The sequence below is a fragment of the Streptomyces sp. NBC_01723 genome (assembly GCF_036246005.1).
GTDB lineage: Bacteria > Actinomycetota > Actinomycetes > Streptomycetales > Streptomycetaceae > Streptomyces.
In genome coordinates, this window is the sequence record NZ_CP109171.1 from 2372239 (window position 1) to 2396813 (window position 24575).

27 protein-coding genes and 1 tRNA gene are annotated in these 24575 nt (G+C 73.0%); 13 read left to right on the forward strand and 15 right to left on the reverse strand.

Annotated elements, in window-relative coordinates; translation table 11 throughout:
• A complete protein-coding gene (locus tag OIE75_RS11120) occupies nucleotides 1–393 on the reverse strand; it encodes an FHA domain-containing protein (RefSeq protein WP_161332191.1) in 393 nt (130 codons plus the stop codon).
• A gap of 95 nt (nucleotides 394–488) precedes the next feature.
• On the opposite strand from OIE75_RS11120, the gene OIE75_RS11125 reads away from it, so the two are divergent.
• On the forward strand, nucleotides 489–896 hold the full coding sequence (locus OIE75_RS11125; protein ID WP_329470582.1) for a J-domain-containing protein: 408 nt from the start codon (nucleotides 489–491) through the stop codon (nucleotides 894–896).
• 10 nt (nucleotides 897–906) lie between these two features.
• On the opposite strand, the gene OIE75_RS11130 is transcribed toward OIE75_RS11125, so the two are convergent.
• A complete protein-coding gene (locus tag OIE75_RS11130; RefSeq protein WP_329470583.1) occupies nucleotides 907–1485 on the reverse strand; it encodes a hypothetical protein in 579 nt (192 codons plus the stop codon).
• A gap of 3 nt (nucleotides 1486–1488) precedes the next feature.
• Entirely contained in the window at nucleotides 1489–2157 is a 669-nt protein-coding gene (locus OIE75_RS11135; RefSeq protein WP_329470585.1) for a hypothetical protein, read from the reverse strand.
• Nucleotides 2158–2330: 173 nt separating this feature from the next.
• Between OIE75_RS11135 and OIE75_RS11140 the strand changes: the two genes are divergently transcribed.
• A complete protein-coding gene (locus OIE75_RS11140) occupies nucleotides 2331–2831 on the forward strand; it encodes a GNAT family N-acetyltransferase (protein WP_307011724.1) in 501 nt (166 codons plus the stop codon).
• An 840-nt stretch (nucleotides 2832–3671) separates the two neighbouring features.
• On the forward strand, nucleotides 3672–4505 hold the full coding sequence (locus OIE75_RS11145; RefSeq protein WP_329470587.1) for a peptidoglycan-binding domain-containing protein: 834 nt from the start codon (nucleotides 3672–3674) through the stop codon (nucleotides 4503–4505).
• A 16-nt stretch (nucleotides 4506–4521) separates the two neighbouring features.
• Here OIE75_RS11145 and OIE75_RS11150 read toward each other — a convergent pair whose 3' ends face one another.
• Nucleotides 4522–5187: an HAD-IA family hydrolase gene (locus tag OIE75_RS11150; protein WP_307011727.1), complete on the reverse strand. Its 666-nt coding sequence runs from the start codon at nucleotides 5185–5187 to the stop codon at nucleotides 4522–4524.
• Between the two features lie 189 nt (nucleotides 5188–5376).
• Nucleotides 5377–5958 (reverse strand): TMEM165/GDT1 family protein, encoded by a 582-nt coding sequence (locus tag OIE75_RS11155; protein WP_307011728.1) that lies wholly within the window; start codon nucleotides 5956–5958, stop codon nucleotides 5377–5379.
• A 421-nt stretch (nucleotides 5959–6379) separates the two neighbouring features.
• On the opposite strand from OIE75_RS11155, the gene OIE75_RS11160 reads away from it, so the two are divergent.
• From OIE75_RS11160 to OIE75_RS11175, 4 genes are all read left to right on the forward strand, one after another.
• On the forward strand, nucleotides 6380–7024 hold the full coding sequence (locus OIE75_RS11160) for an HNH endonuclease family protein (protein WP_329470589.1): 645 nt from the start codon (nucleotides 6380–6382) through the stop codon (nucleotides 7022–7024).
• Nucleotides 7025–7111: 87 nt separating this feature from the next.
• A complete protein-coding gene (locus OIE75_RS11165) occupies nucleotides 7112–8746 on the forward strand; it encodes an alkaline phosphatase D family protein (RefSeq protein WP_329470591.1) in 1635 nt (544 codons plus the stop codon).
• Between the two features lie 250 nt (nucleotides 8747–8996).
• The gene (locus tag OIE75_RS11170) at nucleotides 8997–9452 is read left to right on the forward strand and encodes a DoxX family protein (RefSeq protein ID WP_307011734.1); all 456 of its coding nucleotides are present in this window, start codon (nucleotides 8997–8999) and stop codon (nucleotides 9450–9452) included.
• Nucleotides 9453–9653: 201 nt separating this feature from the next.
• A complete protein-coding gene (locus OIE75_RS11175; protein WP_307011735.1) occupies nucleotides 9654–10292 on the forward strand; it encodes a DedA family protein in 639 nt (212 codons plus the stop codon).
• Between the two features lie 608 nt (nucleotides 10293–10900).
• Here the strand turns inward: OIE75_RS11175 and OIE75_RS11180 are convergent.
• Both OIE75_RS11180 and OIE75_RS11185 read right to left on the reverse strand, forming a co-directional pair.
• Complete coding sequence (locus tag OIE75_RS11180) at nucleotides 10901–11134, reverse strand: DUF2277 domain-containing protein (protein WP_161327246.1); 234 nt, start codon at nucleotides 11132–11134, stop codon at nucleotides 10901–10903.
• A 4-nt stretch (nucleotides 11135–11138) separates the two neighbouring features.
• Nucleotides 11139–11672, reverse strand: a complete 534-nt coding sequence (locus tag OIE75_RS11185; protein WP_307011736.1) for a GNAT family N-acetyltransferase — start codon at nucleotides 11670–11672, stop codon at nucleotides 11139–11141.
• Nucleotides 11673–11797: 125 nt separating this feature from the next.
• On the opposite strand from OIE75_RS11185, the gene OIE75_RS11190 reads away from it, so the two are divergent.
• Nucleotides 11798–12154: a hypothetical protein gene (locus tag OIE75_RS11190; protein WP_307011738.1), complete on the forward strand. Its 357-nt coding sequence runs from the start codon at nucleotides 11798–11800 to the stop codon at nucleotides 12152–12154.
• Nucleotides 12155–12187: 33 nt separating this feature from the next.
• On the opposite strand, the gene OIE75_RS11195 is transcribed toward OIE75_RS11190, so the two are convergent.
• The 3 genes from OIE75_RS11195 to OIE75_RS11205 form a co-directional block, all read right to left on the reverse strand.
• Nucleotides 12188–12862 (reverse strand): DUF305 domain-containing protein, encoded by a 675-nt coding sequence (locus OIE75_RS11195; protein ID WP_329470593.1) that lies wholly within the window; start codon nucleotides 12860–12862, stop codon nucleotides 12188–12190.
• A gap of 84 nt (nucleotides 12863–12946) precedes the next feature.
• Entirely contained in the window at nucleotides 12947–13354 is a 408-nt protein-coding gene (locus OIE75_RS11200) for a DUF6153 family protein (RefSeq protein ID WP_329470594.1), read from the reverse strand.
• Between the two features lie 94 nt (nucleotides 13355–13448).
• Nucleotides 13449–13523 (reverse strand) — tRNA-Val (locus OIE75_RS11205).
• Between the two features lie 182 nt (nucleotides 13524–13705).
• Between OIE75_RS11205 and OIE75_RS11210 the strand changes: the two genes are divergently transcribed.
• The 3 genes from OIE75_RS11210 to OIE75_RS11220 all read left to right on the forward strand — a co-directional run bounded on the left by OIE75_RS11210 (nucleotide 13706) and on the right by OIE75_RS11220 (nucleotide 16248).
• Nucleotides 13706–14476 (forward strand): DUF4097 family beta strand repeat-containing protein, encoded by a 771-nt coding sequence (locus tag OIE75_RS11210; protein ID WP_307011744.1) that lies wholly within the window; start codon nucleotides 13706–13708, stop codon nucleotides 14474–14476.
• A gap of 71 nt (nucleotides 14477–14547) precedes the next feature.
• A complete protein-coding gene (locus OIE75_RS11215; RefSeq protein WP_329470597.1) occupies nucleotides 14548–15951 on the forward strand; it encodes a hypothetical protein in 1404 nt (467 codons plus the stop codon).
• Nucleotides 15952–16023: 72 nt separating this feature from the next.
• Nucleotides 16024–16248: an FmdB family zinc ribbon protein gene (locus tag OIE75_RS11220; RefSeq protein ID WP_307011748.1), complete on the forward strand. Its 225-nt coding sequence runs from the start codon at nucleotides 16024–16026 to the stop codon at nucleotides 16246–16248.
• 19 nt (nucleotides 16249–16267) lie between these two features.
• On the opposite strand, the gene OIE75_RS11225 is transcribed toward OIE75_RS11220, so the two are convergent.
• Both OIE75_RS11225 and OIE75_RS11230 read right to left on the reverse strand, forming a co-directional pair.
• Complete coding sequence (locus tag OIE75_RS11225; RefSeq protein ID WP_163016306.1) at nucleotides 16268–16912, reverse strand: response regulator transcription factor; 645 nt, start codon at nucleotides 16910–16912, stop codon at nucleotides 16268–16270.
• Entirely contained in the window at nucleotides 16903–18045 is a 1143-nt protein-coding gene (locus OIE75_RS11230) for a sensor histidine kinase (RefSeq protein WP_329470600.1), read from the reverse strand. Before OIE75_RS11230 ends, OIE75_RS11225 begins: the two co-directional genes overlap by 10 nt.
• 132 nt (nucleotides 18046–18177) lie before the next feature.
• Between OIE75_RS11230 and OIE75_RS11235 the strand changes: the two genes are divergently transcribed.
• A complete protein-coding gene (locus tag OIE75_RS11235; protein WP_329470602.1) occupies nucleotides 18178–18972 on the forward strand; it encodes a DedA family protein in 795 nt (264 codons plus the stop codon).
• Here OIE75_RS11235 and OIE75_RS11240 read toward each other — a convergent pair.
• The 3 genes from OIE75_RS11240 to OIE75_RS11250 all read right to left on the reverse strand — a co-directional run bounded on the left by OIE75_RS11240 (nucleotide 18890) and on the right by OIE75_RS11250 (nucleotide 23403).
• Nucleotides 18890–19702 (reverse strand): HAD family hydrolase, encoded by an 813-nt coding sequence (locus OIE75_RS11240; RefSeq protein ID WP_329470603.1) that lies wholly within the window; start codon nucleotides 19700–19702, stop codon nucleotides 18890–18892. The genes OIE75_RS11235 and OIE75_RS11240 overlap by 83 nt on opposite strands.
• Complete coding sequence (locus tag OIE75_RS11245; protein ID WP_329470604.1) at nucleotides 19702–22173, reverse strand: phosphoribosyltransferase; 2472 nt, start codon at nucleotides 22171–22173, stop codon at nucleotides 19702–19704. The genes OIE75_RS11240 and OIE75_RS11245 overlap by 1 nt, the downstream gene beginning before the upstream one ends.
• 63 nt (nucleotides 22174–22236) lie before the next feature.
• The gene (locus OIE75_RS11250; RefSeq protein WP_329470605.1) at nucleotides 22237–23403 is read right to left on the reverse strand and encodes an HpcH/HpaI aldolase/citrate lyase family protein; all 1167 of its coding nucleotides are present in this window, start codon (nucleotides 23401–23403) and stop codon (nucleotides 22237–22239) included.
• Between the two features lie 207 nt (nucleotides 23404–23610).
• Here OIE75_RS11250 and OIE75_RS11255 point away from each other — a divergent pair, with 207 nt between their 5' ends.
• On the forward strand, nucleotides 23611–24525 hold the full coding sequence (locus tag OIE75_RS11255) for a TerD family protein (protein ID WP_329470606.1): 915 nt from the start codon (nucleotides 23611–23613) through the stop codon (nucleotides 24523–24525).
• Nucleotides 24526–24575: the final 50 nt, after the last annotated feature.

A 24575-nucleotide genomic window follows, 5' to 3' on the forward strand; every position in this document is an offset into this window, starting at 1 on the left:
CTACACCTCGTGGTAGAAACCGACGTTGACGCTGCGTGGCTCCGACCGGTCCTGGACCACGATCTCGCCGCTGCCGCCCCTCGGCAGCGGCACGGTGCCGCCGTACGCCACCGGCTGCACGTGCGGACCCACGGTCAGCCGGACCTCGGAGGACGGATCCGGCTGGGAGCCACGCAGCCAGGTCAGCCGCCACGTGCCGTCGGGACCGCACCGGAACTCCAGGTGGACCCGGGAGACGAACAGCCAGTCCTCCGGCGTCGACAGCCGGCACACGGACTTGTCCCGGCCCACCCGCAGTACCGCGTCCGGCTCGCTGGGCGCCTCGGCCATCTGCATGCCGGCCGTGGCGCCCGCGTCCGCCGCGGTGACCGTGGCCATGGTCAGTTCGAGCACGTGCGCTCCTTCGAAGACCTCGGGACGTCCGTCCTGGGATTGTCGCCGCCGAATGATAAATCGGCCGGTGGCACGGTGTCCGGCACAATGGGGTCATGACCGAGCGAAAGCCACCTGGCGTCGACTTCGAGTCCTGGGTCGACAGACAGATTCGCGAAGCGGAAGCGCGCGGCGAGTTCGAACGACTGCCCGGCGCGGGCAAGCCCCTCGCGAGCGAGATGGACAGCCCCTACGACGAACTGTGGTGGGTGAAGAGGAAGATGGCCCGCGAGGGCTTCTCCGTGCTGCCGCCCGCCCTCGCCCTGCGCAAGGAGGCGGAGGACGCCCTGGAGGCGGCCCTGAAGGCGCCGTCGGAGCGGGTGGTCCGCCGGATCATCGAGGCGGTCAACGTCAAGATCCGCGACATCCTGCTCAAGCCGCCGCCCGGCCCCCCGCTGGGTAGGAAGCCCTACGACGTCGACGAGGTCGTACGGCAGTGGCGGGAGCGCCGGGCGGAGCGGTGACGCCTGCGCGTCACAGGCGCATCATGCGGTCCGCCAGCTCGCGGTAGTCCCGCAGAACCAGGCGGAGTTGTTCGGTGTCGGTGCTCGGTGCGCGGCCGTCCGCGCCGTTGTCCTGCCAGGACGTGCGCAGGGTGTGGCGGCGGTGCGTCACCGCGTCCGCCAGGCGCGCGGCGAGCTCCTCCAGGACCCGGTCCGCCTCCTCGACGGAGGCGCGCGGCGCGTCCACGAACCCGGCCACCGCGTGGTGCAGCCGCCGGCCGAGCTGGTCACCCTCGTCGTGCGGGAGGAGCTGACCGGCGGCGTCGTGAGCGGGGGCGGCAGAGGCAGCAGGCGTGGTGCTGGTGGTGCTCGTAGTGCGGGCCTCGGGTGTCGCGGAGGCGTCAGGGTGAGCAGGGGTGGCCGGGTTGGCGGGAGTTACGGGGGTGACCGCTGTGACCGGGGCTTCCTTGAGCGGGGTTCCGGCCTTCGGGGCGGGCGTGGCCTCGGGGGCAGGGGTGCCTGGGGTGCCCTCGGAGACCGGGGTGGCCTTGGGGAGCGGGGTGGCCTTGGGGTCGGGGGTGTCGCCGGGGTTTCGAGTCACGTCGGGCATTCCTCAGCTCTCCTTCGGCCGGCGCTTGCCGAGCGACCACGTGTGCGGGGCACGGGCCGCGGGGGCGGGTTCGCCGGTGTCCTTGGCGGTGCGGGGACGGGCGGTCTCGTGCCGGCCCGGGCGGACCAGCTCGTCGAACAGCGCGCGGGCCGCGACCATGGACTCGCGCAGCTCCTCCGTGTCCGCGCCGCTCTCCTGGGCGCCGTCCACGCGCGTGTGCGTCACGCGGTGCACGCGCCGGTAGCCGTCGACCTGGTGGGCGTGGTGCACGGACAGCGCCGCGAGCTGCTCCTCGTACTGGTCGCCGCCCGGGAAGCCCCGGACCCCGGCCAGTTCCGCGAGCAGCCGGTCGGCCTCGCCGACCGCCTCGCGCGGGGAGTCGACGAAGCGCTCCTGGGCGGCGGTCCAGCGCGCCTCGAAGCGCTCGCGCTCGGCGGACTCCAGCGGCCGCGTGTGCAACGACCCGTGCCGCTCGACCCGTTCGCCGAGTTCACGCTCGGCGGCCTTGGTGTCGCCGTCATGCCGGGCAACCGCCCGGTCGTACTCCGGCCCGAAGCGACGCTTCAGGCTTCCGCCGTGCTGGGGACCCCGTGCTCGCTGCGCAACGACGGCAGCGACGACGAGCACGGCCGCCACGATCACGATCAAAGCGATGATCACGCCTGTGGACATGAGTGCCTTCCGAGTTTCGGCCCTACCGGCTCTCCGAACGGGCCGGTTCGCCGTTCGTGTTGCCCCGGACCGCGCGCTCAAACGGCCGTCGGGGCGCGCCGCCCGTACACCGCCGGGGACCGGTGGGAAAATACGCTTGCCCGGCGCGCCGGTCCCCTCCCGACAATGTGCCCATGACCTGGACCATCTCCCCGGAACCGTACGACTCCCCCGTCGCCGCCGCCCTCTGGCGTGCGTACTACACGGAGGTCAGCGACCGCTGGTACCTGCTGCACGAGGGGCGGCGCACCGACCCCGGCGAGCTGGAACGCGAGATCGCGGCGGAGTCCGGCGCCGAACTCGTCCCGCCCCGGGGGCGGTTGCTGGTAGCGCGGTACGGCGGTGAACCGGCCGGCACCTCGGGCGTACGGCTGCTGGACGCCACCACGGCCGAACTGACCCGGGTCTTCGTGTACGAGGGGATGCGGGGCCGGGGCGGTGCGGCGCTGCTCGTGCGGGCCGCCGAGGACGCGGCACGGGCGCTCGGGGCGGCCCGGATGATCCTCGACACGCGCACCGACCTCGTCGAGGCCCGCACCCTCTACGCACGCCTCGGCTACACCGAGACCGCGGCCCACAACGAGAGCCCGTACGCCCAGCACTGGTTCGCGAAGGGGCTCCAGGCCGCGGCCTGAGCGGCCTGTTTCTCCCTGAGGAAGCCGACATTCCGGGGACTCGTGCGCGGAAGTGTGGAGAATATCTGCATAATCTCTGGAGTTCGCGAGGGGAGTCGCGAGGGGAGGGACGGACGCGTGGAACAGGAGCGGCCCACGGGGGCCTCGTGCCCGGAGTGCGGCACACCCAGAGAGGCGGACAACACGCCTTCCTGCGGCTGCGGATCACGGGCGTCCGACGCCCTGCGCGACGCGCGCACCGCACAGGCGGCAGCGGCCGAGGACTTCAACCCGCTGCGGATCCGGCCGTATGTCGAACTGGACGGCGGGGCTGCTTCGGGGGGCGGGAGCCCTTCCGGGGACGCGGGCCCGGGGGGTGCGGCCACGGGGGCTGGGGTCCCGGGGGCTTCACGTCCCGCGGTTGGGGTCCCGGGGGCTGCGGTCCCGGGGGCTTCACGTCCCGCGGTTGGGGCGACGGGGGCTGCGGTCCCGGGGGCTTCACCTCCCGGGGTTGCGGGCACGGGTGCTACGGCCCCGGGGCCTTCGACTCCAGGGACTCCGGCCACAGGGGCTACGACCCCGGGGGCCGCGCCCACGGGGGCCACGGCTCCAGGGGTGAACCCTCCGGAGGGCAGGGCCTCGGAGGGCTCGTCGGCGGAGGACACGTCCTCGGGGGCCGCGTCGTCGAGGCCTTCGGCTCCGGGGAGCGGATCCTCGGGGGCTTCGGCTCCGGGGAGCGGATCCTCAGGGGCTTCGGCAGCGGAGGGCGCGTCCTCGGAGGCCACCTCGTCCGGGGCCACGTCGCCGGGGGCCACGCCCGCCGGGGACGCGGCTTCGCACGGCACGGATCCGGACGCCACCATGACGCTGCGCGCCGTCGAGGCCGGGCGGCCCGCCGTCGCCGCCGGGGCGACCTCCGCGCTGCCCACCCCGCTGGCACCCTCGGCCGCCCCACCCCGCGCACACGACCTGCGCCTGTTCGAGACCGCGGCCACCACGCCCGTACCGTCCGGCGCGGGGCCCGCGGACGGCTCCGGCGCAGGACCCTCGGACGGCTCCGGCGCGCGCCGGTCGCGCAGGCGGCGTAAGGGCATGCTGCTGAGCGCCGCCGGAGCGGTCGTGGTCGTGGTGGGTGCCGCCGGGTACGCGAGCGGGCTGTTCTCCTACGAGGCACCGTCACGGGACGGAGCGCTGCCGGCCGAGGTCCGGGCCGGCGTGCCGGACCCGTCGCCCAGTGAGGGCACCCCGACCACGGGAACGAGCGCCACCCCCGTCCCGCAGGCCGGCTCCGCGTCGCCGTCCCCGTCGGCCTCCGCGTCCGCCTCCGCGAGCCCGTCGGCCTCGCCGTCCCCGTCGGCGTCGAGCGCGTCGCCGTCGCCGTCCCGGTCGGCCGAACCGACGCCGAGCGCGACGTCCACGGCGACCGAGAAGGCCCCGCAGGAGTCGCAGGACGACGACCGCGACTTCTACGGCAACCCGCTGCGGCGCGGCGACCGGGGCCCCGAGGTCGTGGAACTCCAGCAGCGGCTGGCCCAGTTGTACCTGTACACCGGCGACATCGACGGCAACTACAACCACCGCGTCGAGGACTCGGTCCGCACGTACCAGTGGGCCCGCGGCATCCGCTCCGACGACCTCGGCGTCTACGGACCGGACACCCGGCGCCAACTGGAGTCGGAGACGCGCGAGCCCTGAGGCCCCGGCAGGGAGGTCAGCCGATGTGCAGCCGCAGACCGCCGTCGGCGCCGGCCTCCACCCGTACCGACGTCAGGTCCTCCACGACCACGTCCGGACCGTGGAAGCCGGCCCGCGGGCCCACGCCCACGACCCGCATCCCGGCGGCCCGGGCGGCCGCGATGCCGGCGCCGGAGTCCTCGAAGGCCACGCAGTCCGCGGGGGCGATGCCCAGTTCGGCGGCGCCCTTGAGGAAGCCCTCGGGGTCGGGCTTGCTGGCGCCGACCGACTCGGCGGTGACCCGGACGTCCGGCTGCGCGAGCCCGGCGGCGGCCATCCGCGCGGTGGACAGCGCCACGTCGGCGGAGGTCACCAGGGCGTGCGGGAGGCCGCGCAGCGAGGCGAGGAAGTCCGGCGCGCCGGGGATCGCGACGACGCCCTCGGTGTCGGCGGTCTCCTCGGCGAGCATGCGCGCGTTGTCGGCGTGGTTCTGCTCCATGGGCCGCTCCGGCAGCAGCAGCGCCATCGAGGCGTAGCCCTGCCGTCCGTGGACGACCTTCAGGACCTCGTCGCCGTCCAGCCCGTTCCGGTCGGCCCAGCGCCGCCAGACGCGCTCGACGGCGGCGTCCGAGTTGACGAGGGTGCCGTCCATGTCGAGCAGCAGGGCGCGGGCGGGCAGAACGGTGGTGGCGGTGGCCGTCATCGGCAGTCTCCAGGGTGCGGGGAGGAAACAAGGCGGCCCCGCCCGCCGGTCAGGGAGAACGGGCGGGAGCCACTTTGTTCATCCACGGTACAAAACAGACGGGGGGTCGCGCCACCGGGCCGCCGAGACGGCCCGAAGGTTCACGCGGCGTTCAGTTCGCACGCCCCCCGGGCGGACCCGACGCCGGGCTCAGCCGGCGATCGCTTCCCACAGGCTCCACACACCGAGGCCCAGCATGAGCAGCGCCGCGACCTTCGTGATCAGCCGCAGCGGAACCCGCTTCATCAGGGCCTTCCCCCCGACGATGCCGAGCCCGGCCACCGCCCACAGGGCCAGCACCGCGCCGAGGCCGACGGAGAGCGGGTCGTCGTAGCGGGCCGCCAGGTTGGCGGTCATGATCTGCGTGAGGTCGCCGAACTCGGCGACCAGGATGAGCATGAAGCCCGCCCCGGAGACCTTCCAGAAGGACTGGTCCTCCGGCTTGCGGATCTCCTCGTCCTCCTCGTCCCTCTTCATCAGCAGCACGGCGGCGCCGCCCAGGAACAGCACACCGGTCAGCGCGTGCACGAGCTGCTGCGGCAGCAGGGTGAGCACACTGCCGGCCGCGACCGCGAGCACGACGTGCAGCGCGAAGGCGGCGGCCACGCCCGCGAAGACGTAGGAGGCGCGGTAGCGGGTGCCGAGGACGAGGCCGGCGAGTGCGGTCTTGTCGGGCAGTTCGGCGAGGAAGACGACGCCGAAGACGAGCGCCGTCACGGTCAGGCTGATCAAGATTCCTCAATCGGTCGGGGCCGCCCCACCGAGAGTGCTGGTTCCCACGGACTTCGTCTTGTCCGCGTCGCGCGACACCTCGGCACGGCAGCGCACTGGTCCGCCCCCGCCGTACGGCACGGGCGTGCACTGCTTGCCGAAGGTCTCGCTGGCCGGCCTCGCGAACGAGGTCTGCCTCCGGGCGCCGGCTCAGACGAGCTGAGCAGTATGTCGACGGTCCGGCGAAGAGCTACTCCCCTTCTGCGCCGTCCATAGTACGCGAACCCCGGTGCGCCTCCGAGGGCCGAAAGTCCCGTCGCGCTTATAGACGTGCCATGCACACGTCACTAACTTCTAACCGACCGCACATCTGTGCGCCATGCGGCGTCGCGAGCATTCCCCTGCCCGCGTCCCAACACCCCCACACCCCAAGGGAGTTCGCATGCCGAAGTTCTACGCGCGTCGACGCCTCGGTTTCCTCGCCGCGTTCACCGGCCTCATAGCCTCGGCCGGGCTGCTCAACGGCCCGGCCGCCTCCGCCGCCCTCCCCACCCCGGTCAGCGCCGCCACCGCCCGCTCCTACCTCGCCTCCCTCACCGTGGCCACCGAGAACCGCACCGGCTACGACCGCGACCTCTTCCCGCACTGGATCACCCAGTCGGGTGCCTGCAACACCCGCGAGACCGTCCTCAAGCGCGACGGCTCGGGCGTCGTCACCGACTCCTCCTGCGCCGCCACCAGCGGCAGCTGGTACTCCCCCTACGACGGCGCCACCTGGTCCGCCTCCGGCGACGTCGACATCGACCACCTGGTCCCGCTCGCCGAGGCCTGGGACTCCGGCGCCGGCTCCTGGACCACCTCGCGGCGCCAGTCCTTCGCCAACGACCTGACCCGCCCCCAGCTCCTCGCGGTCACCGACAACGTCAATCAGGCCAAGGGCGACCAGGACCCGGCCACCTGGATGCCCTCGCGCTCCGCCTACCACTGCACCTACGTCCGCGCCTGGGTCCAGGTGAAGTACTACTACGGCCTCTCGGTCGACTCCGCCGAGAAGTCGGCCCTGCAGAGCCGGCTCGCGAACTGCTGACGCACCATCCACCAACTGTTCGGCGCGGATCCTCCCCACCGGCCTCCGTCGTTCCGTACCGTACGGGGCGACGGAGAGGGGATCACCATGGCCGGTCTGCGCCTGGGGCCACTGCTGAGGTACACCGACGGCTCGTGCGCGACCGTCTGGGTCGAGACGAACCGGCCCTGCACCGCCGAGGTGCGCTGCGCCGACGGCGCCCGCGGCACCGCCCGCACCTTCCAGGTCGCGGGGCACCACTACGCCCTGGTCGCGGTGAGCGGCCTGACGCCCGGTACGTCGACGGAGTACGAGGTGCTCCTCGACGGCACCCGCGCCTGGCCGCCGCCGGACTCGCCGTTCCCGCCGTCCGTGATCAGCACGCCCACCGAGGAGGACGGCCTGCGCGTCGCCTTCGGCTCCTGCCGCTGGGCCGCGCCGCCCGCCGGCGGGAAGGACCCGGTGGGCCCGGACGCGCTGGACACCCTCTCCGCCCGCATCGCGGCCGCCCCCACGGGCGAACGTCCCGACGTACTCCTCCTGCTCGGCGATCAGGTGTACGCCGACGAGGTCTCCGACGCCACGCGGCAGTGGATCTCCGGCCGCCGCGACCTGAACGAGCCCCCGGGCGAGCAGGTCGCCGACTACGAGGAGTACACCCACCTCTACTACGAGTCCTGGCGCGACCCCGAGGTGCGCTGGCTGCTCTCCACCGTCCCCAGCTGCATGATCTTCGACGACCACGACGTCATCGACGACTGGAACACCTCGGCCGCCTGGCTCGCCGACATGCGGGCCACCGACTGGTGGCGCGAGCGCCTGATGAGCGGGCTGATGTCCTACTGGGTGTACCAGCAGCTGGGCAACCTCTCCCCCGACGAGCTGGCCGCCGACCCCCTCTACGCGGCCGTCCGCGAGACCCCCGACGGCACCGACGCCCTGCGCGACTTCGCCGCCCGCGCCGACGCCGAGCCGGCGTCCGTCCGCTGGAGCTACCGGCGCGACTTCGGCCGCACCCGGCTGGTCATGGTCGACTCCCGCGCGGGCCGCGTCCTGGAGGAGGACCGCCGCGCGATGCTCGACCCGGGCGAGGCGGCCTGGCTGCGCGAACAGGTCCTGGACGAGCGGGACTCCTACGACCATCTGCTGATCGGCACCTCCCTGCCCTGGCTGCTGCCCCACCTGGTGCACGACGTGGAGACCTGGAACGCCGCGATGTGCGGCGGCGAACGGGGCGCCCGCTGGGCACAGCGCGGCGAGCGGATCCGGCGCGGGGCCGACCTGGAGCACTGGTCCGCCTTCCCGTCGTCCTTCGACGCCCTCGCCGACCTGATCGCCGAGGCCGGTACGGGGCCGGGAGCCCCCGCGACGATCAGCGTGCTCTCGGGCGACGTGCACCACGCCTACGTGGCCGAACCGTCCTGGGAGGACCGCGCGCCCGACGCCCGGGTGGCCCAGCTGACCTGCTCCCCCGTCCACAACTCCGTGCCGCCGTCGATCCGCCTCGGCTTCCGCTTCGGCTGGAGCGCCCTGGCCCGCGCCCTCGGGCGGCGCATCGCCCGGCACGGACGGTGTGCGCCGGCCGCGGTCAGCTGGCGCAAGACCGGCGGACCCTGGTTCGGCAACCAGCTCATGACGCTGACCCTGCGGGGGCGTTCGGCACGGCTGCGGCTGGAGCAGGCCCGGACGGACCGGGGCGGCGGCATCACCCTGCGGACGGCCATGGAGCGGGATCTGGCGTAGGGGGCGCGGCCGGCATTTACGGGCGGGGCCCGACGGGTATGAATTGAGTCACGTCGGCGGGCCTCGGCCCGAGTGTGGGAGCGCTCCCACCTGCGGAGGCGACCGGGGCGCCGGCGTGATCCCACGTCAACCCATGGCCAAATGTTGAACTTGCAAGCACTAGTTAGGCCGACCTAACGTGGGCAGCCCACTCGGTTCCGTCCCCCACCGGTCCCTCCCGGACCGGCTCGACCGAAGGAGCACCCCCCATATGTCCGGACGCCTCGACAGCGCCCAGCCCTACGCCCTCGGCCTGTTCCGCATGGTCGTCGGCCTCCTCTTCGCCTGCCACGGAGCCGCCTCCCTCTTCGGCGTCCTCGGCGGCGCGGGAGGTACCGGCGGCACGATCGACTCGGGCACCTGGCCCGGCTGGTACGCGGCCGTGATCCAGCTGGTCGGCGGCGGCCTCGTCCTGCTCGGCCTCGGCACCCGCGCCGCCGCGATCGTGTCCTCGGGCTCGATGGCCTACGCGTACTTCAAGGTGCACCAGCCCGACGCCCTGTGGCCGATGGAGAACGGCGGTGAGGCCGCCGCCATGTTCTGCTGGGCCCTCCTCCTGCTCGCCTTCACCGGCTCGGGCGCGTTCGGGCTGGACCGGCTCTTCGCGCGACGCGGTGCGGAGCGGAAGGAGACCGCCCCGGAGCGGCAGACGCCGGTCGCGGCCTGACCCGGCTCTCTTGGGCGGCCCGCCGTGGCCCGGAGGGCGTGAACGTCCCCTCCGAGGTGAACGTCCCGTGCCGAACACACGAGCCCCCTGTGAACCCTCTGTCACACCCCCGGCGTACGCTGTATGGCTGTGATGGGCCGCTCCGAAGCCCCCGCGTCTCGCGGCACGGTCCGGTCCACGGGGGAGTAACGGGGAGTTGTGGTGGTCGAGAGTCTGGGAAGTATCGGGTCGCTGGTCAGCAGCCCATGGATCTACGCGCTGGTGGCCGTCTCGGTGCTCCTCGACATCTTCCTCCCCGTGCTGCCGAGCGGTGTCCTGGTGATCACGGCGGCGACGGCGGCGGCCGCGGGTTCCGGCGCGGCGGCTGCCGGGCGGGGACCGGAGGACGTTCCCGACATCCTCGTCCTGACCCTGTGCGCGGCGACCGCCTCCGTCCTCGGTGACCTGGCGGTCTACCGCCTCGCCTGGCGCGGGGGGCCGCGCCTGAACCGCGCCATCGCCCGTTCCCGTCGGCTGACCACGGCGCAGGAACGTCTCGGCGGCGCCCTCGCCCGAGGCGGCGGCGCCCTGGTCGTCCTGGCCCGGTTCGCCCCGGCGGGCCGCTCGGTCGTCTCGCTCGTCGCCGGCACCGCGCACCGCCGGATCCGCGAGTTCCTCCCGTGGTCCGCCCTCGCCGGGCTGGCCTGGGCCGCCTACAGCGTCGCGCTCGGTTACTTCGGCGGCCAGTGGCTCGGCGCGACCTGGCTGGCGGCGGCGGTGTCCGTGGTGGCGCTGTTCGGCGCGGGGGCGGGAGCGGCGTACCTGATGCGGCGCCAGCCTCGGGCTTCGGAGGCGTCGTAGGGGGTGTCGTCGCCGGTGGTGGCGCGGGCGGGGTGCCGTCAGCCGGATGTCCTCGGGCGGGGGGCCGCAGGCCGGGCTGTCGTCAGCCGGTCCTCGGGCGGGGTACCGCAGGCCGGGTACGCGCCCCGTACGTGCCGCACGACGTGCCGCAGGCCGAGAGTGTGCTGTCCGAGGACGGCGTCGGCCGTGCGCAGGCCGGAGCCTTCGCGTCCCGGGGGCGCCGTGAGCCTGGGCGCCCCCGGGAGCGCCGAGAGCCGCACGGCGCCGTAGGCGGGTGTCGTCTGCCGGGGCGCCGTAGGCGGGTGTCGCCTGCCGGAAAGTCGTCGGCCGTCCTGTGTCGCCCGGGGAGGGCGTCATCCGTTGAAAGGCCGGACCCTCGCGTCCGGGGGGCGCCGGAGGCGCGGCGTGCCGCGTGGAGGTGTCCTGAGTCGCGCCTCGCAGCTCAGGGATGCCCCCAGGCGGCAGGTCTCGTACTCAGGAGCCCCTGCACCACGACCGCCGTGCCGCGGAGACGTCGCCGGTATCGGCGGCTTCGTCGGCGACCGCGTCCGCCGAGCCGAGCCGCCCGCGTGGCAGCGGGCGGGCGGCCCCGGCGGTGTCCGGCGTTGTCAGGAAGCGCGTCGGGCGCCGGAGGCGCCCCGTATCTCCAGGCCGGCAAGCAGGTCGGCCGTGGCTCGGGTGACGGCCTCCACCGCCCGGTCGAAGACCTCCTGGTTGTGCGCGGCCGGCGCGCGGAAACCGGACACCTTGCGCACGTACTGGAGGGCAGCGGCCCTCATCTCGTCCTCCGTGGCCTCCTCGGGCATCGCGGGCGGACGCAGGGTCTTGATGCTGCGGCACATGGCCTCAGTCTCCTCTCTCCAGGTCCACCCGCCAGTCGTTCGACCTGATCCAGTGGCCCTTCGGGTACTCGAAGTCGGCCTGCCCGAGCAGGGTGAACCCGGCTCCACGGCAGACCGCGTTGGAAGCGGCGTGATCGACACTGGGGAACGCGTGCAGATACCGGAGCGACCCGTCGGCACGGGCCTCCTCACGGACCGCCCTGGCCGCCCGCACCGCCAGCCCCCGCCCCTGGAACTCCGGCAGCACCGCCCACCCGGTCTCCCAGACCTCCGCGTCCTGCCAGGTCCGCCGCCAGAACCCGATCGAGCCGAAGGTCTCGGCGCCGTCCGCCGACGTCACCCGGTACATCCGCCCCGGCCGCAAGCCGGTGTACCGCCGGTGCCGGGCCGCGAGCTGCTCCTCGGTCTCCGGGCCGCCGAGGTGCGCGGTCATCTCGGCGCTGTTGGTCCTGCGCAGCACCCACAGATCCCCCTCCGCCCAGGGGACCAGGCGCACCCGCTCTCCACTCCGTCCCGCCCGCTCGTCCACGCCATCCATGTGTTTCACGGTAGGGCAGGGGTCTGACAGTCGGCCCGGAGCCGACGTGCACCCGGGCCACTCTTTCGCGTGAACCACTGAAGGGAACGCGCGCCTCAAAATCGAACAGGCGTATCATTGGGGCTGTGGCAACGACCTATGATTTCCCCAGTGACCTCCTCGCCGGTCAGGAGGAACTGCATCAGGTCCGGGCCGAGCTGACGGCCCTGTTGAAGAGGCTCCCCTGGTCCGTGGAGCCCCTGGACGGATTCAGCGACGACAACGGCTGGCGCAAGGTCGAGCGCCCGGCCTCGCCCGGCTGGTCGGCGGACGAACAGGCCGAGGTCGAGAAGCTCCGGCAGCGCGAGCGCGAGCTGGCCGTCTTCGTCAGCACGCATCGCTACTGGTCGGAGATAACCGGCCCCGACCAGGTGAACGCCCGGTCGGAGCTCAAACGCGCCCACGACACCCCGCTCCCCGAGACCCCGCCCGGGGACGCCTGAGCGACGTCACCCGAGCAGGACCCGTGCGGGCGTTCAGTCCTTGCCGAGGAGCCTGTTCATCTCGGTGATCTCGGCCTGCTGTGCCGTGACGATGTCGTCGGCGAGGGCCCTGGCGGGGGCGTAGCGGCCCTTGGCCTTCTCGGTCCCGGCCATCTCGACGGCGCCCCCGTGGTGCTCGACCATCATGGTCAGGAACTTGGTGTCGAAGGTCCGCCCCGAGGCCTTCTCCAGCGCCGCCATGTCCTGTCCGTCCATCATCCCGGGCATGCCCGAATGCGCCGAGTGGTCCATGCCGGACCTCGACCCCGTCGACTCCGGCACTTCCTCGCCCCAGGTCTTCAACCAGCCGGTCATGGTCGTGATCTCGGGGTCCTGAGCCTTCTCGATGCGGGCGGCGAGGTCCGCGACCTCGGGCGTCGCGGACCGGTCGTCCGCCAGCCGGGCCATCTCCAGTGCCTGCCTGTGGTGCGGGATCATGCCCTGCGCGAAAGCGACGTCCTGGGCGTTGTGCGCCTGCTCGCCGGCCTCGGTCCCGGCAGGGCCCGCGGGGTCGGTGGCGGACGCCGAGGCGGCCCCGTGCGAACCCTCGTGCCCACCACCGCCGTCGCCCCCGCAGGCGGCGAGGACGAACGCGGCGGCGACCGTCGCCAAGACGGGTGCGATACGGCGCGTACGGGTCGTACGGGTGCTGCGGCTGATGCTGGTCATGCGTGAACTCCTGCTGTGTGAAGGGGGATGGACATGCCTGCGCTCCGCACCGCGCACAGGTGGCGCGGTCCGGGGAGGCGGTGCCTATATCCGCAGGAGTTGGAGTTCGGCCAGGGAGGGCGGCGCCCGCGCACCGTCCGGCGCGTCGGCCGCGTACGCGTGCACGACCCCGGCGCAGGGGGCCACGGGCACCGGGGCGGGAACGAGGCCGGGCAGCGCCGGCCCGTGTGTCACCGCGCCGGACGCGCACACCGAATCGGCGTGCCCCAGATGTCCGCCGCCGCAGGAACCGTCGTCCTCGGCGCACCCGGCGTGGGCCGCCCCGGCCTGCGGCGCGGAACCCGGGAGGGAGTGCCGGGCGGAGTGCTCCGGGAGACCTCCGCCGGGCGCCAGCCCGTGCATACCGAACAGCCCGGCCAGCAGTCCGAGCACACACACGGTCTGCAACCACCGCACGGGCGGTCGCGGGACGTGCTGCTCGGGGCTCCTCACGGGCCTCATCCTAGAGAGATGACCGGCGACCGCACGCGAGAGGCCCCCGGAGGATCTCCGGGGGCCTCGTCACCGACGACAGCGGCGCCGGTCCTGGTGGGCGCGGACGGTTTCGAACCGCCGACATCCTGCTTGTAAGGCAGGCGCTCTACCCCTGAGCTACGCACCCAGGACGAGTCGACAGCCTACATGGCCCGGGCCGGGGGTTATCCCCACCCCGGATCCGGTAGTGACCCGGATCCCCCTGCGGGCCCGTGCTCCGTACGGTCGAAGGGCCTCGTCGGCAGGGCCGCCTCCACTCCGGAAGGCCCCGGCGCGGCACTTCACCGTCCGTCCCAGGGGGAGACCGTCATGCCCGCCCGTACCGTTCACGCTCGCGCCTTCGCCGCCGCCGGAGCCGTCGCCGTTCTCGTCGCGGGTCTCAGCGCCTGCGCCTCCGCCTCGGACGACAAGGAACCCGAACACCGGTCCTTCGGTCTGCGGGGCAGCACCCTCACCGTCGACTCCGACGACTCCGCCCTGGAGATCATCGCCTCGGACGACCACGAGTCCGGAAAGGTCGAGGTCACCCGCTGGTTCTCCGGGTCGGTCGCCGTCGGCTCGGAGCCCGAGGTGACCTGGAAGATGGACGGCGACCGGCTGGAACTGCGGATGCACTGCTCCGGCGTGATCGCCGACTGCGAGGCCAAGCACCGCATCGAGGTGCCGCGGGGCATCGCCGTCAAGGTCGAGGACGGGGACGGCAGCGTCCGGGCACGAGGATTCCGGGATGCCTTGAACATCCGTACCGGCGACGGATCCGTGCACGTCACCGACACCTCGGGACCGCTGGAACTGCGCACCGGCGACGGTTCCGTCCGCGCGGAGGTCTCCTCCCGCCGGGTGAGCGCGCACACCGGGGACGGCTCGGTCCGCCTCGAACTCGGCACCGTCCCGGACCTGGTGGAGTCCCGCAGCGGCGACGGCTCCGTGTCGATCACCCTGCCCCGGGACACGTACAAGGTGTCGACGAAGTCCGGTGACGGCGGGGTCGACGTCTCCGTGCCGCGGGACGAGACCAGCACCCACGTGGTGAACGCCCGGACCGAAGACGGCAAAGTCACGGTCCGAACCGCGAACTGACCGGCCCGTGTGTTCGTCCCTATCGGGTGGGAGAATGGACCCGGGCAGGACGGACGACACGGGAGAGGGATGTGACGGCGACACCATCGCAGCCGTACTCGCCGATGGTGGCGCGCGCGTCGCACCCGCCGCAGCGCTCGCGTCGCCGCCCCCCGAGCGCGGTCCGTGACACGCTCGCCCTGATGGGCCTGCCGGTCCTCGCCGTACTCGCGCTGCCCGCCGCGTTCACCGGAGGCGGCACCCGGCGCTGGTTCGGCGGGCGGGCCGAGAGCCAGCGGGCGGAGGCCCAGGCCGCGAAGGACGACGCGGCGGCCGCCTTCTACGAGCTGGACAGCGCCCAGCGGGACCTGCGGATCTCGATAGAGACCATCGCGGCCGTCGACTCCTCCCCCGCCGCCCGGCGCGCGGTCACCGACTTCGACGCGCTCGGCCGGCGCATCGACGAGGTCAGCCATCAGTACATCGGTGCCGTCGACGCCCACGACCTGGACCGGGACGACCTGGAGGCCTCGGCCGCCTCCCGCGCCCGCGGCGAACTGACCGCGGCCAAGAACGAGCTGGGCCGGGTCAAGCAGGAACTGGACCGCTTCGCCGACGGCCTCGGTCCCCTGCTCGGCAAGGCCGAGACCCAGCTGGCCCGGCTGGCACCCGCCGTCGAACGCGCCCGGCAGGCCCTGCTCGCCGCCTCCAACGCCCTGGACTCCGCTCGCGGCTCCGGGCTCAAGGCGGACGACCTCGCCACCCGTCTCGCCACCCTCGGCCCGGAGCTGACCCGGCTCAACCAGGGCGCGGGACAGCACGGCGTGCCCCAGACCCTGGAGCGGGCCGAGCGGGTCACCCGCGAGGCCGAGGCGGTCCGCGCCGAAGCGGAGCGGCTGCCCGAGCGCGCCGACGAGATCAGCCACCGACTGGTCTCCCTGCGCACCCGCGCCCAGGCCCTGACCACCCGCACCGAGCAGGTCGAGCCGGTGCTGAGCGAACTGCGCCGCCGGTTCACCGCCGCCTGCTGGCAGGACCTCCAGCAGGTGCCGGACCAGGCCACCGAATCGGTCCGGCAGGCCGAGCGGAAGCTCACCGAGGCACAGACCGCCCGCGACGAACAGCGCTGGCCCGACGCCACCGCCCTGCTCTCGACGGTCCGGGCGCTGCTGAACACGACCGACGAGGCGGTCTCGGCGGCCGGTGACCGGCTGCGGCAGCTCAACGCCGTGCAGAAGGACCCGCAGCAGGAGATCGAGCGCACCCGCTTCGCCATCCGCGACGCACAGCGCCTGGCCATGGCGGGCCGCAACACTCCCGACCCGCGTCACGCGCGCCCCCTGGACGAGGCCGTGGCCCGGCTGGAACGGGCGATCACCACGCTGGAGGGCCGCCACCCCGACTACTGGCACTTCCTGACGGAGACGGAAGCGGTCCGGCAGTCGACGAGCCAGGTGGTCTCCCACATCCGTGAGGAGCGCGGGGCCGGCCACTGACCGCGGGGCGGCACGGCGGCCACTTCTCCGCCACCGGGTCCGGTCGCGGGCCGGTCCGGCTAACCTGTGCGCATGCCTCGCTACGAGTACCGCTGCCGGAGCTGCGGCGACACCTTCGAACTGAGCCGTCCCATGGCTGAGTCCTCCGCCCCCGCCGCCTGCCCGGCGGGCCACGACGACACGGTGAAGCTGCTGTCGACGGTCGCGGTCGGCGGCTCGGCGGGCTCGTCCGCCCCCGCGCCGTCGCCGGGCGGCGGTGGCGGTGGCGGCTGCTGCGGTGGGGGCTGCTGCGGCTGAGCCCGCGGGGCGGCCCCCCTCAGCTGCCCAGATAGCGCAGCACCGCCAGTACTCTGCGTGAATAGCCCTCACCTCCCGTCAGCTCCAGCTTGTCGAAGATCGCGTTGGTGTGTTTCTCCACGGCGCTCTGCGAGATGTGCAGACGCCGCGCGATCGCCGCGTTGGTGTGCCCCTGCGCCATCTCGCCCAGCACGTCCCGCTCCCGTCCGGTGAGCCGGGCGAGCAGATCGCTGTGCGTCGTACGGCCGAGGAGCTGGCGGACGACCTCGGGGTCGAAGGCCGCCCGCCGGGCGGCCACCCGCTCCAGCGCGTCCAGGAACTCGTCGATCTGGACCACCCGGTCCTTGAGCAGGTATCCGACTCCTTCCGTCTCCCCGGTCAGCAGCTCCGTCGCATACCGCTTCTCGACGTACTGCGAGAGCACCAGCACCCCGACCTGTGGCCACCGCTCGCGTATCTCCAGGGCCGCGCGCAGGCCCTCGTCGGTGTGCGTCGGCGGCATCCGGACATCGGCGACGACCACGTCCGGAGGGTCCTCGGCGACGGCCTTCAGCAGCAGCTCCGCGTTGCCCACGGCCGCGAGCACCTCGTGCCCCTCCTCCGTCAGCAGCCGCACCAGCCCCTCCCGCAGCAGGGTCGAGTCCTCGGCGAGGATCAGCCGCATGGCAGCTCCGCGGAGACCAGGGTGGGCCCGCCCGGCGGGCTCACCACGCTGAGGCTGCCGTCGAGGGCGGCGACGCGGCGGGCGAGCCCGAACAGTCCGCTGCCGGCGGCGTCGGCCCCACCGCAGCCGTCGTCCTGGACGCTCACGTACATCCGTTCCTCCTCCGCTCTGACGGCGACGCTTATCCGGGTCGGCGCCGCGTGCTTGACCGCGTTCGTGACCGCCTCGCAGACGACGAAGTAGGCGACGGTCGCCACCGCCCGCTCGGGTTCGTCGGCGAGGTCGTACTCCACCCCCACCGGCACGGACGCCCGCTCGGCGACCGTCTCCAGCGCCGCTCGCAGCCCCGCCTCGTCCAGCGTCGTCGGATAGATCCGCCAGGCCACCTCGCGCAGCTCGTCCAGGGCGCGGCGGCTCTCGTCGTGGGCCTGGCCCAGCAGTCGGTCACGGCGGCCGGCCTCCTGGCTGCGGCGGGCCCGGCCGAGCAGCATGCCGAGGGCGACGAGACGCTGTTGCACGCCGTCGTGCAGGTCCCGCTCGATGCGGCGCCGTTCGTCGTGCACCGCGTCCACCACGGCGGCGCGGCTGGCGGCCAGCTCGGCGATCCGCCGCTCCAGCTCCTCCTGGTGCCGCGGACCGAGGAAGTGACGTGCGAGCTGCCCCTCCAGGCCGGCCACCCCGAATATTCCCTGCACGGCGAGGAACACGAGGAAGAGGCCGCCCAGACTGCCGAGGACGAACGAACCGGGGTTGCGTATGCCGTCCAGCAGGAACCAGCCGTACAGCCCGAAGGTGCCGTACCCCAGGCCGATGGCGGCCGTCAGCATCACCACCCCGCCCAGGACGCCCAGCGCCCAGTGGCAGGCCACGTACCGCAGAGCGCGCGCGTCCTCGTACGCGGGGGTGATCCGGAGGTCCAGCCACATCCGCAGCCGGGCCCGCTCCAGCTCCGCCAGTATCCGCGCGCCCGCGAGGGCCGGGCGCAGGACTGCGCGGCGGGCGGCCGGCCAGGCCGCGACGGGCAGCAGGGCCGCCCCGGCCAGCAGGGCGAAGAGCAGCTCGACGGCGGCCGTGGCGGTCCCCATGATCAGGCCCACCCCGCACCGCACCACACGTCGCGCCATGACTCGCATGATCGGGAGGCTAGCCGGGCGCGGCAGCGGCGCACACTGCGGAAAACCGCAATTCCCGCCTGCGGTACACCGCAGTCGATCTTGCGGTCTTCCTCAGGGTCTCTTCAGCCGCCATTTTCTAGCGTGGTCGTCATGACAGCCATCGCAGCGCAGCCGGCCGCCGACAGCGGCGCGGCACCGCAGTGGATCAACGACCTCATGGACGCGCTCGGCGCACCGGGCGCCGGGCTCGCCATCGCTCTGGAGAACCTCTTTCCTCCACTGCCGAGCGAGGTGATCCTGCCGCTCGCCGGGTTCGCGGCGAGTTCCGGCCGGATGAACCTGATAGCCGTCCTGCTGTGGACGACAGCGGGTTCGGTGATCGGCGCTCTCGCGCTGTACGGGATCGGCGCGCTGCTCGGCCGGGATCGCACGGTGGCGATAGCGGGGAAGCTGCCGCTGGTGAAGGTCTCCGACATCGAGAAGACGGAGGCCTGGTTCCTCAAGCACGGGACCAAGGCGGTGTTCTTCGGCCGGATGATCCCGATCTTCCGCAGCCTGATCTCGGTACCGGCGGGCGTCGAGCGGATGCGGTTGCCCGTCTTCCTCGCCCTGACCACGCTGGGCAGCGCGATATGGAACACGGTCTTCGTCCTCGCGGGCTACGCGCTGGGCGACAACTGGTCCGAGGTCTCGGGCATCGCCTCCACGTACTCGAAGGTGATCCTCGCGATCGCCGCTCTGGCGCTGCTGGTCTTCATAGGCATGCGTCTGCTGCGGCCCGGAGCCGGCAACCGCAGGCGTGGCCGCCGCTCCGGAACCGGCACCGGCACCGAGGACGGTGCCGGTGACACGGACCGCGAAGTCAGCGAGCCGGACTCACCGCGCGCAGGAACTCCCGAAGGATCCGCTCACCGGCCAGGACACCGCGCTCGGGCAAGGCGCTGATCGCCGGAGCCGTCCAGTCGGAGTCCGCCAGCTCGCCGTGGCCGGGGCGCCAGCCGCGGTCGGCGGCGAGCAGCAGGTCGGCATCGAGCAGCGAGTCCCCGGCGGCGAGGGTGAGTTCGGCGCCCGTGCGGCGGGCGATCTCGTGGACGGCGGCGCTCTTGGTCAGCGGCTTGGGGACGGCGTAGATCTTGCGGCCCTGGAGGGACACGGTCCAGCCGCGGTTCTCGGCCCACACGGCGAGTTCCTTCACCCACTCCTCCGGCAGCAGTTCGCGCTCGACGACGAGGTAGGCGAAGAGGTCCTCGGCGACCCGGTGCTTGCGCACCCACAGCGGGTCGGCGGTGTTCATCAGGTGGTCGCGGACCTCGGCCAGCGAGGCGCACTCGTCGGCGAGCCGGGCGGTCACGCGTGCGTGCCAGTCGGGGTCCGAGACGCCGTCCACCAGCACGTGACCCCCGTTGGCGCAGATCGCGTACTTCGGCACGGGGCCGGGGAGGTTGATGCGCTGGTACTGCTTGCGGGTGCGGGTGGTGGTCGGCACGAAGACGGCCTTGTCGCCGAGGTCGGTCAGCAGTTGGGCGGCGGTCTCGGTCATGTAGGAGAGGGGTTTGCTCTCGTAGACCTCCACGCACAGCAGCCGGGGGGCCCGCAGGTCGGGCATGGTCAGTCCGAGCGCGGCCGCGGAGTAGATGAGTGTGCGGTCGAGGTCGCTGGCGACGAGGACGGACATCAGAGCGCCACCGCCTTGCCGTCGGCGCCGGTAGCGCCCCGCGTGTACTTGGGGTGGATCAACCCGACGCAGGTGTAGGGCAGGTCGTCGACCTCCTCGACGGGCACGCCCCGCTGCTCGGCCAGCAGGCGTACGTGGTCCAGGTCCGGGCCGGCGCCGGCCCGGGCGAGGACCTTCCAGGGCACGCGGCGCAGCATCACGCGCGTGGTCTCGCCGACACCGGGCTTGACGAGGTTCACATCGTCGATGCCGTACTCCTCGCTGATCCGCTCGACGGCGGCCCAGCCCTCCCAGGTGGGGGTGCGGTCGGCGGCCAGCAGTTCCTTGGCCTGGGCGTGGACCGCGTCGGTGACGTCCGGGTAGTGCGCGGAGACGGCGTCGAGGAAGGCGGGTGACAGATCGGAGCCGGCGAGCTCGCGGTAGAACTTCGCGCCGTGGAAGTCGTGCGGGCCGACCAGGTCGGCGCGGAGCACGGTGCGGGATATCAGGCCGGAGACGGTGGAGTTGAGACAGGCGGAAGGGATGAGGAAGTCGTCGCGCGTGCCGTAGGTGCGTACGCAGGAGCCGGGGTCGGCCAGCACGGCGATCTCCGGGTTGAAGCCGGTGACGCCGTCCGATACCTCGAAGTCGCGCAGGGCGGCGGCAAGTTCGCGGGTGATGGCGCCCTTGCCGGTCCAGCCGTCGACGAAGACGACGTCGGCGGGGTCGTGGTGGGCGGCCAGCCAGCGCAGTGCGTTGGCATCGATGCCCCGGCCCCGGACGATCGACACGGCGTAGTGAGGGAGGTCGAGACCATGGCGGTACTGCGCCCAGCGTCGCATCAGGATGCCCACGGGAGTGCCCGCGCGGGCGAGGGAGACCAGAACGGGGCGGGGCGACCGCTCCGCGAGCACGATCTCGGTGACGGCACCGACGGCGCGCGCCAGCCGGGCGGCGGACGCGTCCAGGGCCGCGTGGAACAGCTCTTGGTACTGCTCGCTGGGCTGGTACTCCACGGGCAGCGACTCCGCGTAGTGCGCGCCGCCGCTCTGGATGGCCTCCTCGCGCTCCTCGGTAGGCGCCTCCAGCGTCACGTCCGAGAAGTCCTGGAGCAGCCAGCCGACCTCGTCGGACGCGTACGAGGAGAAGTCGGGGCCGCGCAGGGGCTCGGGCAGCATGGAGGGCCTTTCGGGAGCGTGCGGGGCGTACGGGACGTACGACGGGACGACCGCGAGCAGGACGTGCGGGACATGGGCGGCGAGCCGGCCCAGCAGTCCGTCGGGCTCGTGCAGTGCGGGGGTGTCGGCGGCGGAGTCGACGACGGCGACGACGGCGTCGAAGCCGGCGCCCGCGACGTTGTAGGCATAGCGCTCGCCGGGGCCGTCGGCCGGGTCGTCGTGTGCGGGGAAGACCAGGCGGGTGCGTATGGCGTAGCCGGGGTCGTCGACCGCGAGGACGGGAGAGCGGGTCGTGGTGGAGTAGCGCACATCGGCGTCGGTGGTCCGCTCGAGTGCGTCGGCCAGGCGGAGGGGCGCGTACATCAGTTCCTCGAAGCCGAGGACGAGCACGCGTCGGGTGTCGGCGGGCAGTGCGTCGGCGATCCGGGCCGCCATGCCGGGCAGCGCGTTCTCCAGCCGCTCACGGTGCGCGGCCGTGAACCCGTGCCGGCCGCCGTCGGGAACCCCGTCGGGCCAGTGGAGGTCGACGCGGGACACCCGGCCGGCGGCTCCCCCGGCGCCGGATCCCGCACCCGCACTCCCGGCCTCGTACCGCGCGACCAGTTCCTGCCCCTTCTCCAGAACCCCCGGCGGCAGCCGCACCGTGCCCGAGGCGGCGGTCACCAGGTCCACGCGGGCGCCGATCTCCCGGGCGAAGTCCTCCAGCCGGCCGGCGTCGGCGGGCGAGCGCATGTCGACCAGGGCGACCACGACGTACCGCTTGCGGGGATAGCGCTCGTGCAGGGCGCGGACGGTGTTGAGCACCGTGTTGCCGGTGGAGAACTCGTCGTCGACGAGGACGAGCGGCCCGTCGCCGGCCAGCAGCGCCGGGTCCTCGGGCAGCAGGAGGTGGGAGGTCGCGTGCGAGTGGGACTCCTCGAAGCCGCCCGCCCGGCTCACCCCGGCGACCGGGCGGCGGGTGGAGTGCAGGTAGGGGGCGGCGCCCAGGCCGTCGGCGACGGAGTGGCCGAGTCCGGTGGCGGTCTCCGCGTAGCCGAGGACGACCGCGTGTCCGGCCGTCTCGGCGCCGAGCAGGTCGCGGACGCGGCGGCCGAGGGCGACACCGTGGCCGTGGACGACGGAGGGCGACTGGGGGACGTGTTTGCCGAGCACGTTGGAGACGAGCAGGTGCGCCCGTTTGGGGTTGCGGCGCAGGGCGAGGCCCAGCAGGCCGGTCAGACTGTCGTCACCGGCGAGTTCGACGCCGAGCCGCTCCGCGACCCAGCTGCCGGACCAGACTCCGGCGCGCCCCTCGGCGCGCGCCCTCTCGGTCATGTACTCGTGCCTCCCGTTGTCCATCTCGGCCTGGGCCCTTGCGTCGGTCGTGGATCGTTGCGGTCAGTCGGACAGTCCGGCGGCGAGCAGTTCCACGAAACCGATGTCCTCGTTCGCCACCCCGAAGATCTCGGCGCGCAGCAGGGTCCGTTCGGCCCAGGCGCGGTGCGGCTTCACCTCGTTCATCTTGTTCGTGTAGGCGGACCTCATCACACCCCCGCCGCAGCGTTCCGGCCGCAGGATGTCCTGGGCGTCGCTGAACTCCTCGTGGCTGACGACGGACAGCGCGTGGACGGGGAGCACGTGCGAGGGGTGGATGCAGGTCTTGCCCAGCAGGCCGTTGGCGCGGTCCAGGGAGATCTCCCGCAGCAGGCCGTCCATCGAGTGCTCGATCAGTTTCTGGCGCAGTCCGACGGCCTGGCCCTCCAGGAAGGGGCTCTGCCGCAGCTGCGGTTTGAACATCCTCTCCGGGACGCGGAAGTACTCCCACACGGGCCCGGTCACGGTGAATCCGGTGCCGTCGGCGCGGGCGAGCATGTTCACCACGTCGGCGATCACGGAGGCGACGATCTGGACGTCGTACGCCGTCATGTCGGGGCCCCGGCGCAGCCCGTAGGAGGAGCAGAAGTCGGTCACGCCGAGCCGCAGGGCGAGTACGCGGTCGCGGTACTTGTCCACCGCGCGGAAGATCCCCTCCAGCGTCTGCACCCGGGACTCCCGGTACAGCAGGTCCGGGGACTCCAGGACCGGCATGGCGAAGAGCCTGCGGCCACTGGCGGCCTCCCCGGCGGAGAGCGCCTCCAGGAAGGGCACGCCGCGTTCCTCGGTGAACTTCGGCAGCACGAATCCGGACAGCAGCCGCACGGCGGGGCCGAGGCGGCGCACGAGGTCGGGTATCTGCTCGGGGGTGCGGACCCGGACGAACAGGAGGGGGACGTCGGCGTCGGAACGTTTCGCCAGATCATTGAGGTGACGGACGAGGTTGGCCTCACCCTCCGGTACGTCGGCGTCGTCGATCGAGTCCTCCAGGCACAGCACCATCGACACCACACCGCGCGCACCCTGCTTGAGGACGTCGTCGGCGAGATTCGGCCGGGTGGCGGGACTGTAGAGCGTGGCACCCAGGGCCGCGGAGAGCAGCCGGGCCGGAGAGTCGGCCGAGAAGGCGCAGGGCTCCTGGTGGAACAGACGCTTCCGCACTTCAGGGGCAATCTGTCCGAAATGACGCATTTAAACTCCCCCGTGGTGTCTGGGCAACCTGTGAATCGTCGAAAGGTGGCCGGTAATAGTACGTACGTATCCATGTCGGAGGTTCCCACCGGGCATGAATTCCAGGTAACCCGGCCATGTCGTCGATGGCCACCCGGGAAGGCGGACACGGGTCGAGTACCCGCCCCCGCGTTGTCGTGACCAGGACCGAGAGGGCAGGATGACCGCATGACGCACGCGATGCTGAAGGGATCGAACATCCCGCTGCAAGCCACCACGGTACGCGCCGTGCTGCGCTGGACACCCGGGTCCGGAGTCCCTGACATCGACGCCTCCGCGTTGCTGCTGGGTCCGGACGGCCGCGTGCGTTCCGACGAGGACTTCGTCTTCTACAACCAGCCCCGGCACCCCTCCGGCCAGGTCTGGCGGCTCGGCAAGAAGCGGGGCGCCGAGGGCCTGACCGACACGATCCAGACAGACCTCTCCCGGGTCGAGCCCTCGGTCGGGCGGATCCTGCTGGTGGCGTCCGCGGACGGGGTCACCTTCGACCGTGTGCGGTCCCTGCGCATCCTGGTGCACGACGCCGCCTCGGCCGACGCGGAACCGCTGGCGTACTTCGACGTGAAGCCGGAGACGGGCCAGGAGACGGCGCTGATCTGCGGCGAGCTCTACCGGCGCGGGGAGGCCTGGAAGTTCCGTGCGCTGGGCGAGGGGTACTCCAACGGGCTCAAGGGCCTGGCGACCGACTTCGGCATCTCGGTGGACGAGTCGGAGGGGGCTGAGGACCCCCTGTCGGCCCCTCGCTCCGAGCCGACGTTCCCGCCCGCCCAGCCCGGCCCCGCGCAGACCCCGGCCACCCAGCCCGCGCCCGCCCAGCCGGTGGTCGATCCCGAGCAGCCGACGACCGTCCAGCCCCTCCCTGGGGCCTCGCGACCGCTGCCGCCGGAGCAGCCCGCGGGCGTCCCGGCACAGCCCGCGTACGGCTTTCCGCAGCCGGCCGGAGCACCGGGGTACGGATATCCGCAGGCCCCGGCCGCGGCCGCCGGCGTGCAGTCCGGCTACGGCTATCCGCAGCCGGTCACCGCGGCTCCCGACCCCGATTTCCGGATGCCGCCGCAGGGACCACAGTTCGTCGGGCGCTAGCCGACCCGGCGGCCCGACGGCTCGGCGGCTCGGCGGCTCGGCGGCTCGGC

Coding starts and splice junctions, on each gene's coding strand:
- OIE75_RS11125 (WP_329470582.1), top strand. CDS start 489: ATGACCGAGCGAAAGCCACCTGGCGTCGACTTCGAGTCCTGGGTCGAC.
- OIE75_RS11130 (WP_329470583.1), bottom strand. CDS start 1,485: ATGCCCGACGTGACTCGAAACCCCGGCGACACCCCCGACCCCAAGGCC.
- OIE75_RS11135 (WP_329470585.1), bottom strand. CDS start 2,157: ATGTCCACAGGCGTGATCATCGCTTTGATCGTGATCGTGGCGGCCGTG.
- OIE75_RS11140 (WP_307011724.1), top strand. CDS start 2,331: ATGACCTGGACCATCTCCCCGGAACCGTACGACTCCCCCGTCGCCGCC.
- OIE75_RS11145 (WP_329470587.1), top strand. CDS start 3,672: ATGACGCTGCGCGCCGTCGAGGCCGGGCGGCCCGCCGTCGCCGCCGGG.
- OIE75_RS11150 (WP_307011727.1), bottom strand. CDS start 5,187: ATGACGGCCACCGCCACCACCGTTCTGCCCGCCCGCGCCCTGCTGCTC.
- OIE75_RS11160 (WP_329470589.1), top strand. CDS start 6,380: ATGCCGAAGTTCTACGCGCGTCGACGCCTCGGTTTCCTCGCCGCGTTC.
- OIE75_RS11165 (WP_329470591.1), top strand. CDS start 7,112: ATGGCCGGTCTGCGCCTGGGGCCACTGCTGAGGTACACCGACGGCTCG.
- OIE75_RS11170 (WP_307011734.1), top strand. CDS start 8,997: ATGTCCGGACGCCTCGACAGCGCCCAGCCCTACGCCCTCGGCCTGTTC.
- OIE75_RS11180 (WP_161327246.1), bottom strand. CDS start 11,134: ATGTGCCGCAGCATCAAGACCCTGCGTCCGCCCGCGATGCCCGAGGAG.
- OIE75_RS11185 (WP_307011736.1), bottom strand. CDS start 11,672: ATGGATGGCGTGGACGAGCGGGCGGGACGGAGTGGAGAGCGGGTGCGC.
- OIE75_RS11195 (WP_329470593.1), bottom strand. CDS start 12,862: ATGACCAGCATCAGCCGCAGCACCCGTACGACCCGTACGCGCCGTATC.
- OIE75_RS11210 (WP_307011744.1), top strand. CDS start 13,706: ATGCCCGCCCGTACCGTTCACGCTCGCGCCTTCGCCGCCGCCGGAGCC.
- OIE75_RS11220 (WP_307011748.1), top strand. CDS start 16,024: ATGCCTCGCTACGAGTACCGCTGCCGGAGCTGCGGCGACACCTTCGAA.
- OIE75_RS11225 (WP_163016306.1), bottom strand. CDS start 16,912: ATGCGGCTGATCCTCGCCGAGGACTCGACCCTGCTGCGGGAGGGGCTG.
- OIE75_RS11230 (WP_329470600.1), bottom strand. CDS start 18,045: ATGCGAGTCATGGCGCGACGTGTGGTGCGGTGCGGGGTGGGCCTGATC.
- OIE75_RS11235 (WP_329470602.1), top strand. CDS start 18,178: ATGACAGCCATCGCAGCGCAGCCGGCCGCCGACAGCGGCGCGGCACCG.
- OIE75_RS11240 (WP_329470603.1), bottom strand. CDS start 19,702: ATGTCCGTCCTCGTCGCCAGCGACCTCGACCGCACACTCATCTACTCC.
- OIE75_RS11245 (WP_329470604.1), bottom strand. CDS start 22,173: ATGACCGAGAGGGCGCGCGCCGAGGGGCGCGCCGGAGTCTGGTCCGGC.
- OIE75_RS11250 (WP_329470605.1), bottom strand. CDS start 23,403: ATGCGTCATTTCGGACAGATTGCCCCTGAAGTGCGGAAGCGTCTGTTC.
- OIE75_RS11255 (WP_329470606.1), top strand. CDS start 23,611: ATGACGCACGCGATGCTGAAGGGATCGAACATCCCGCTGCAAGCCACC.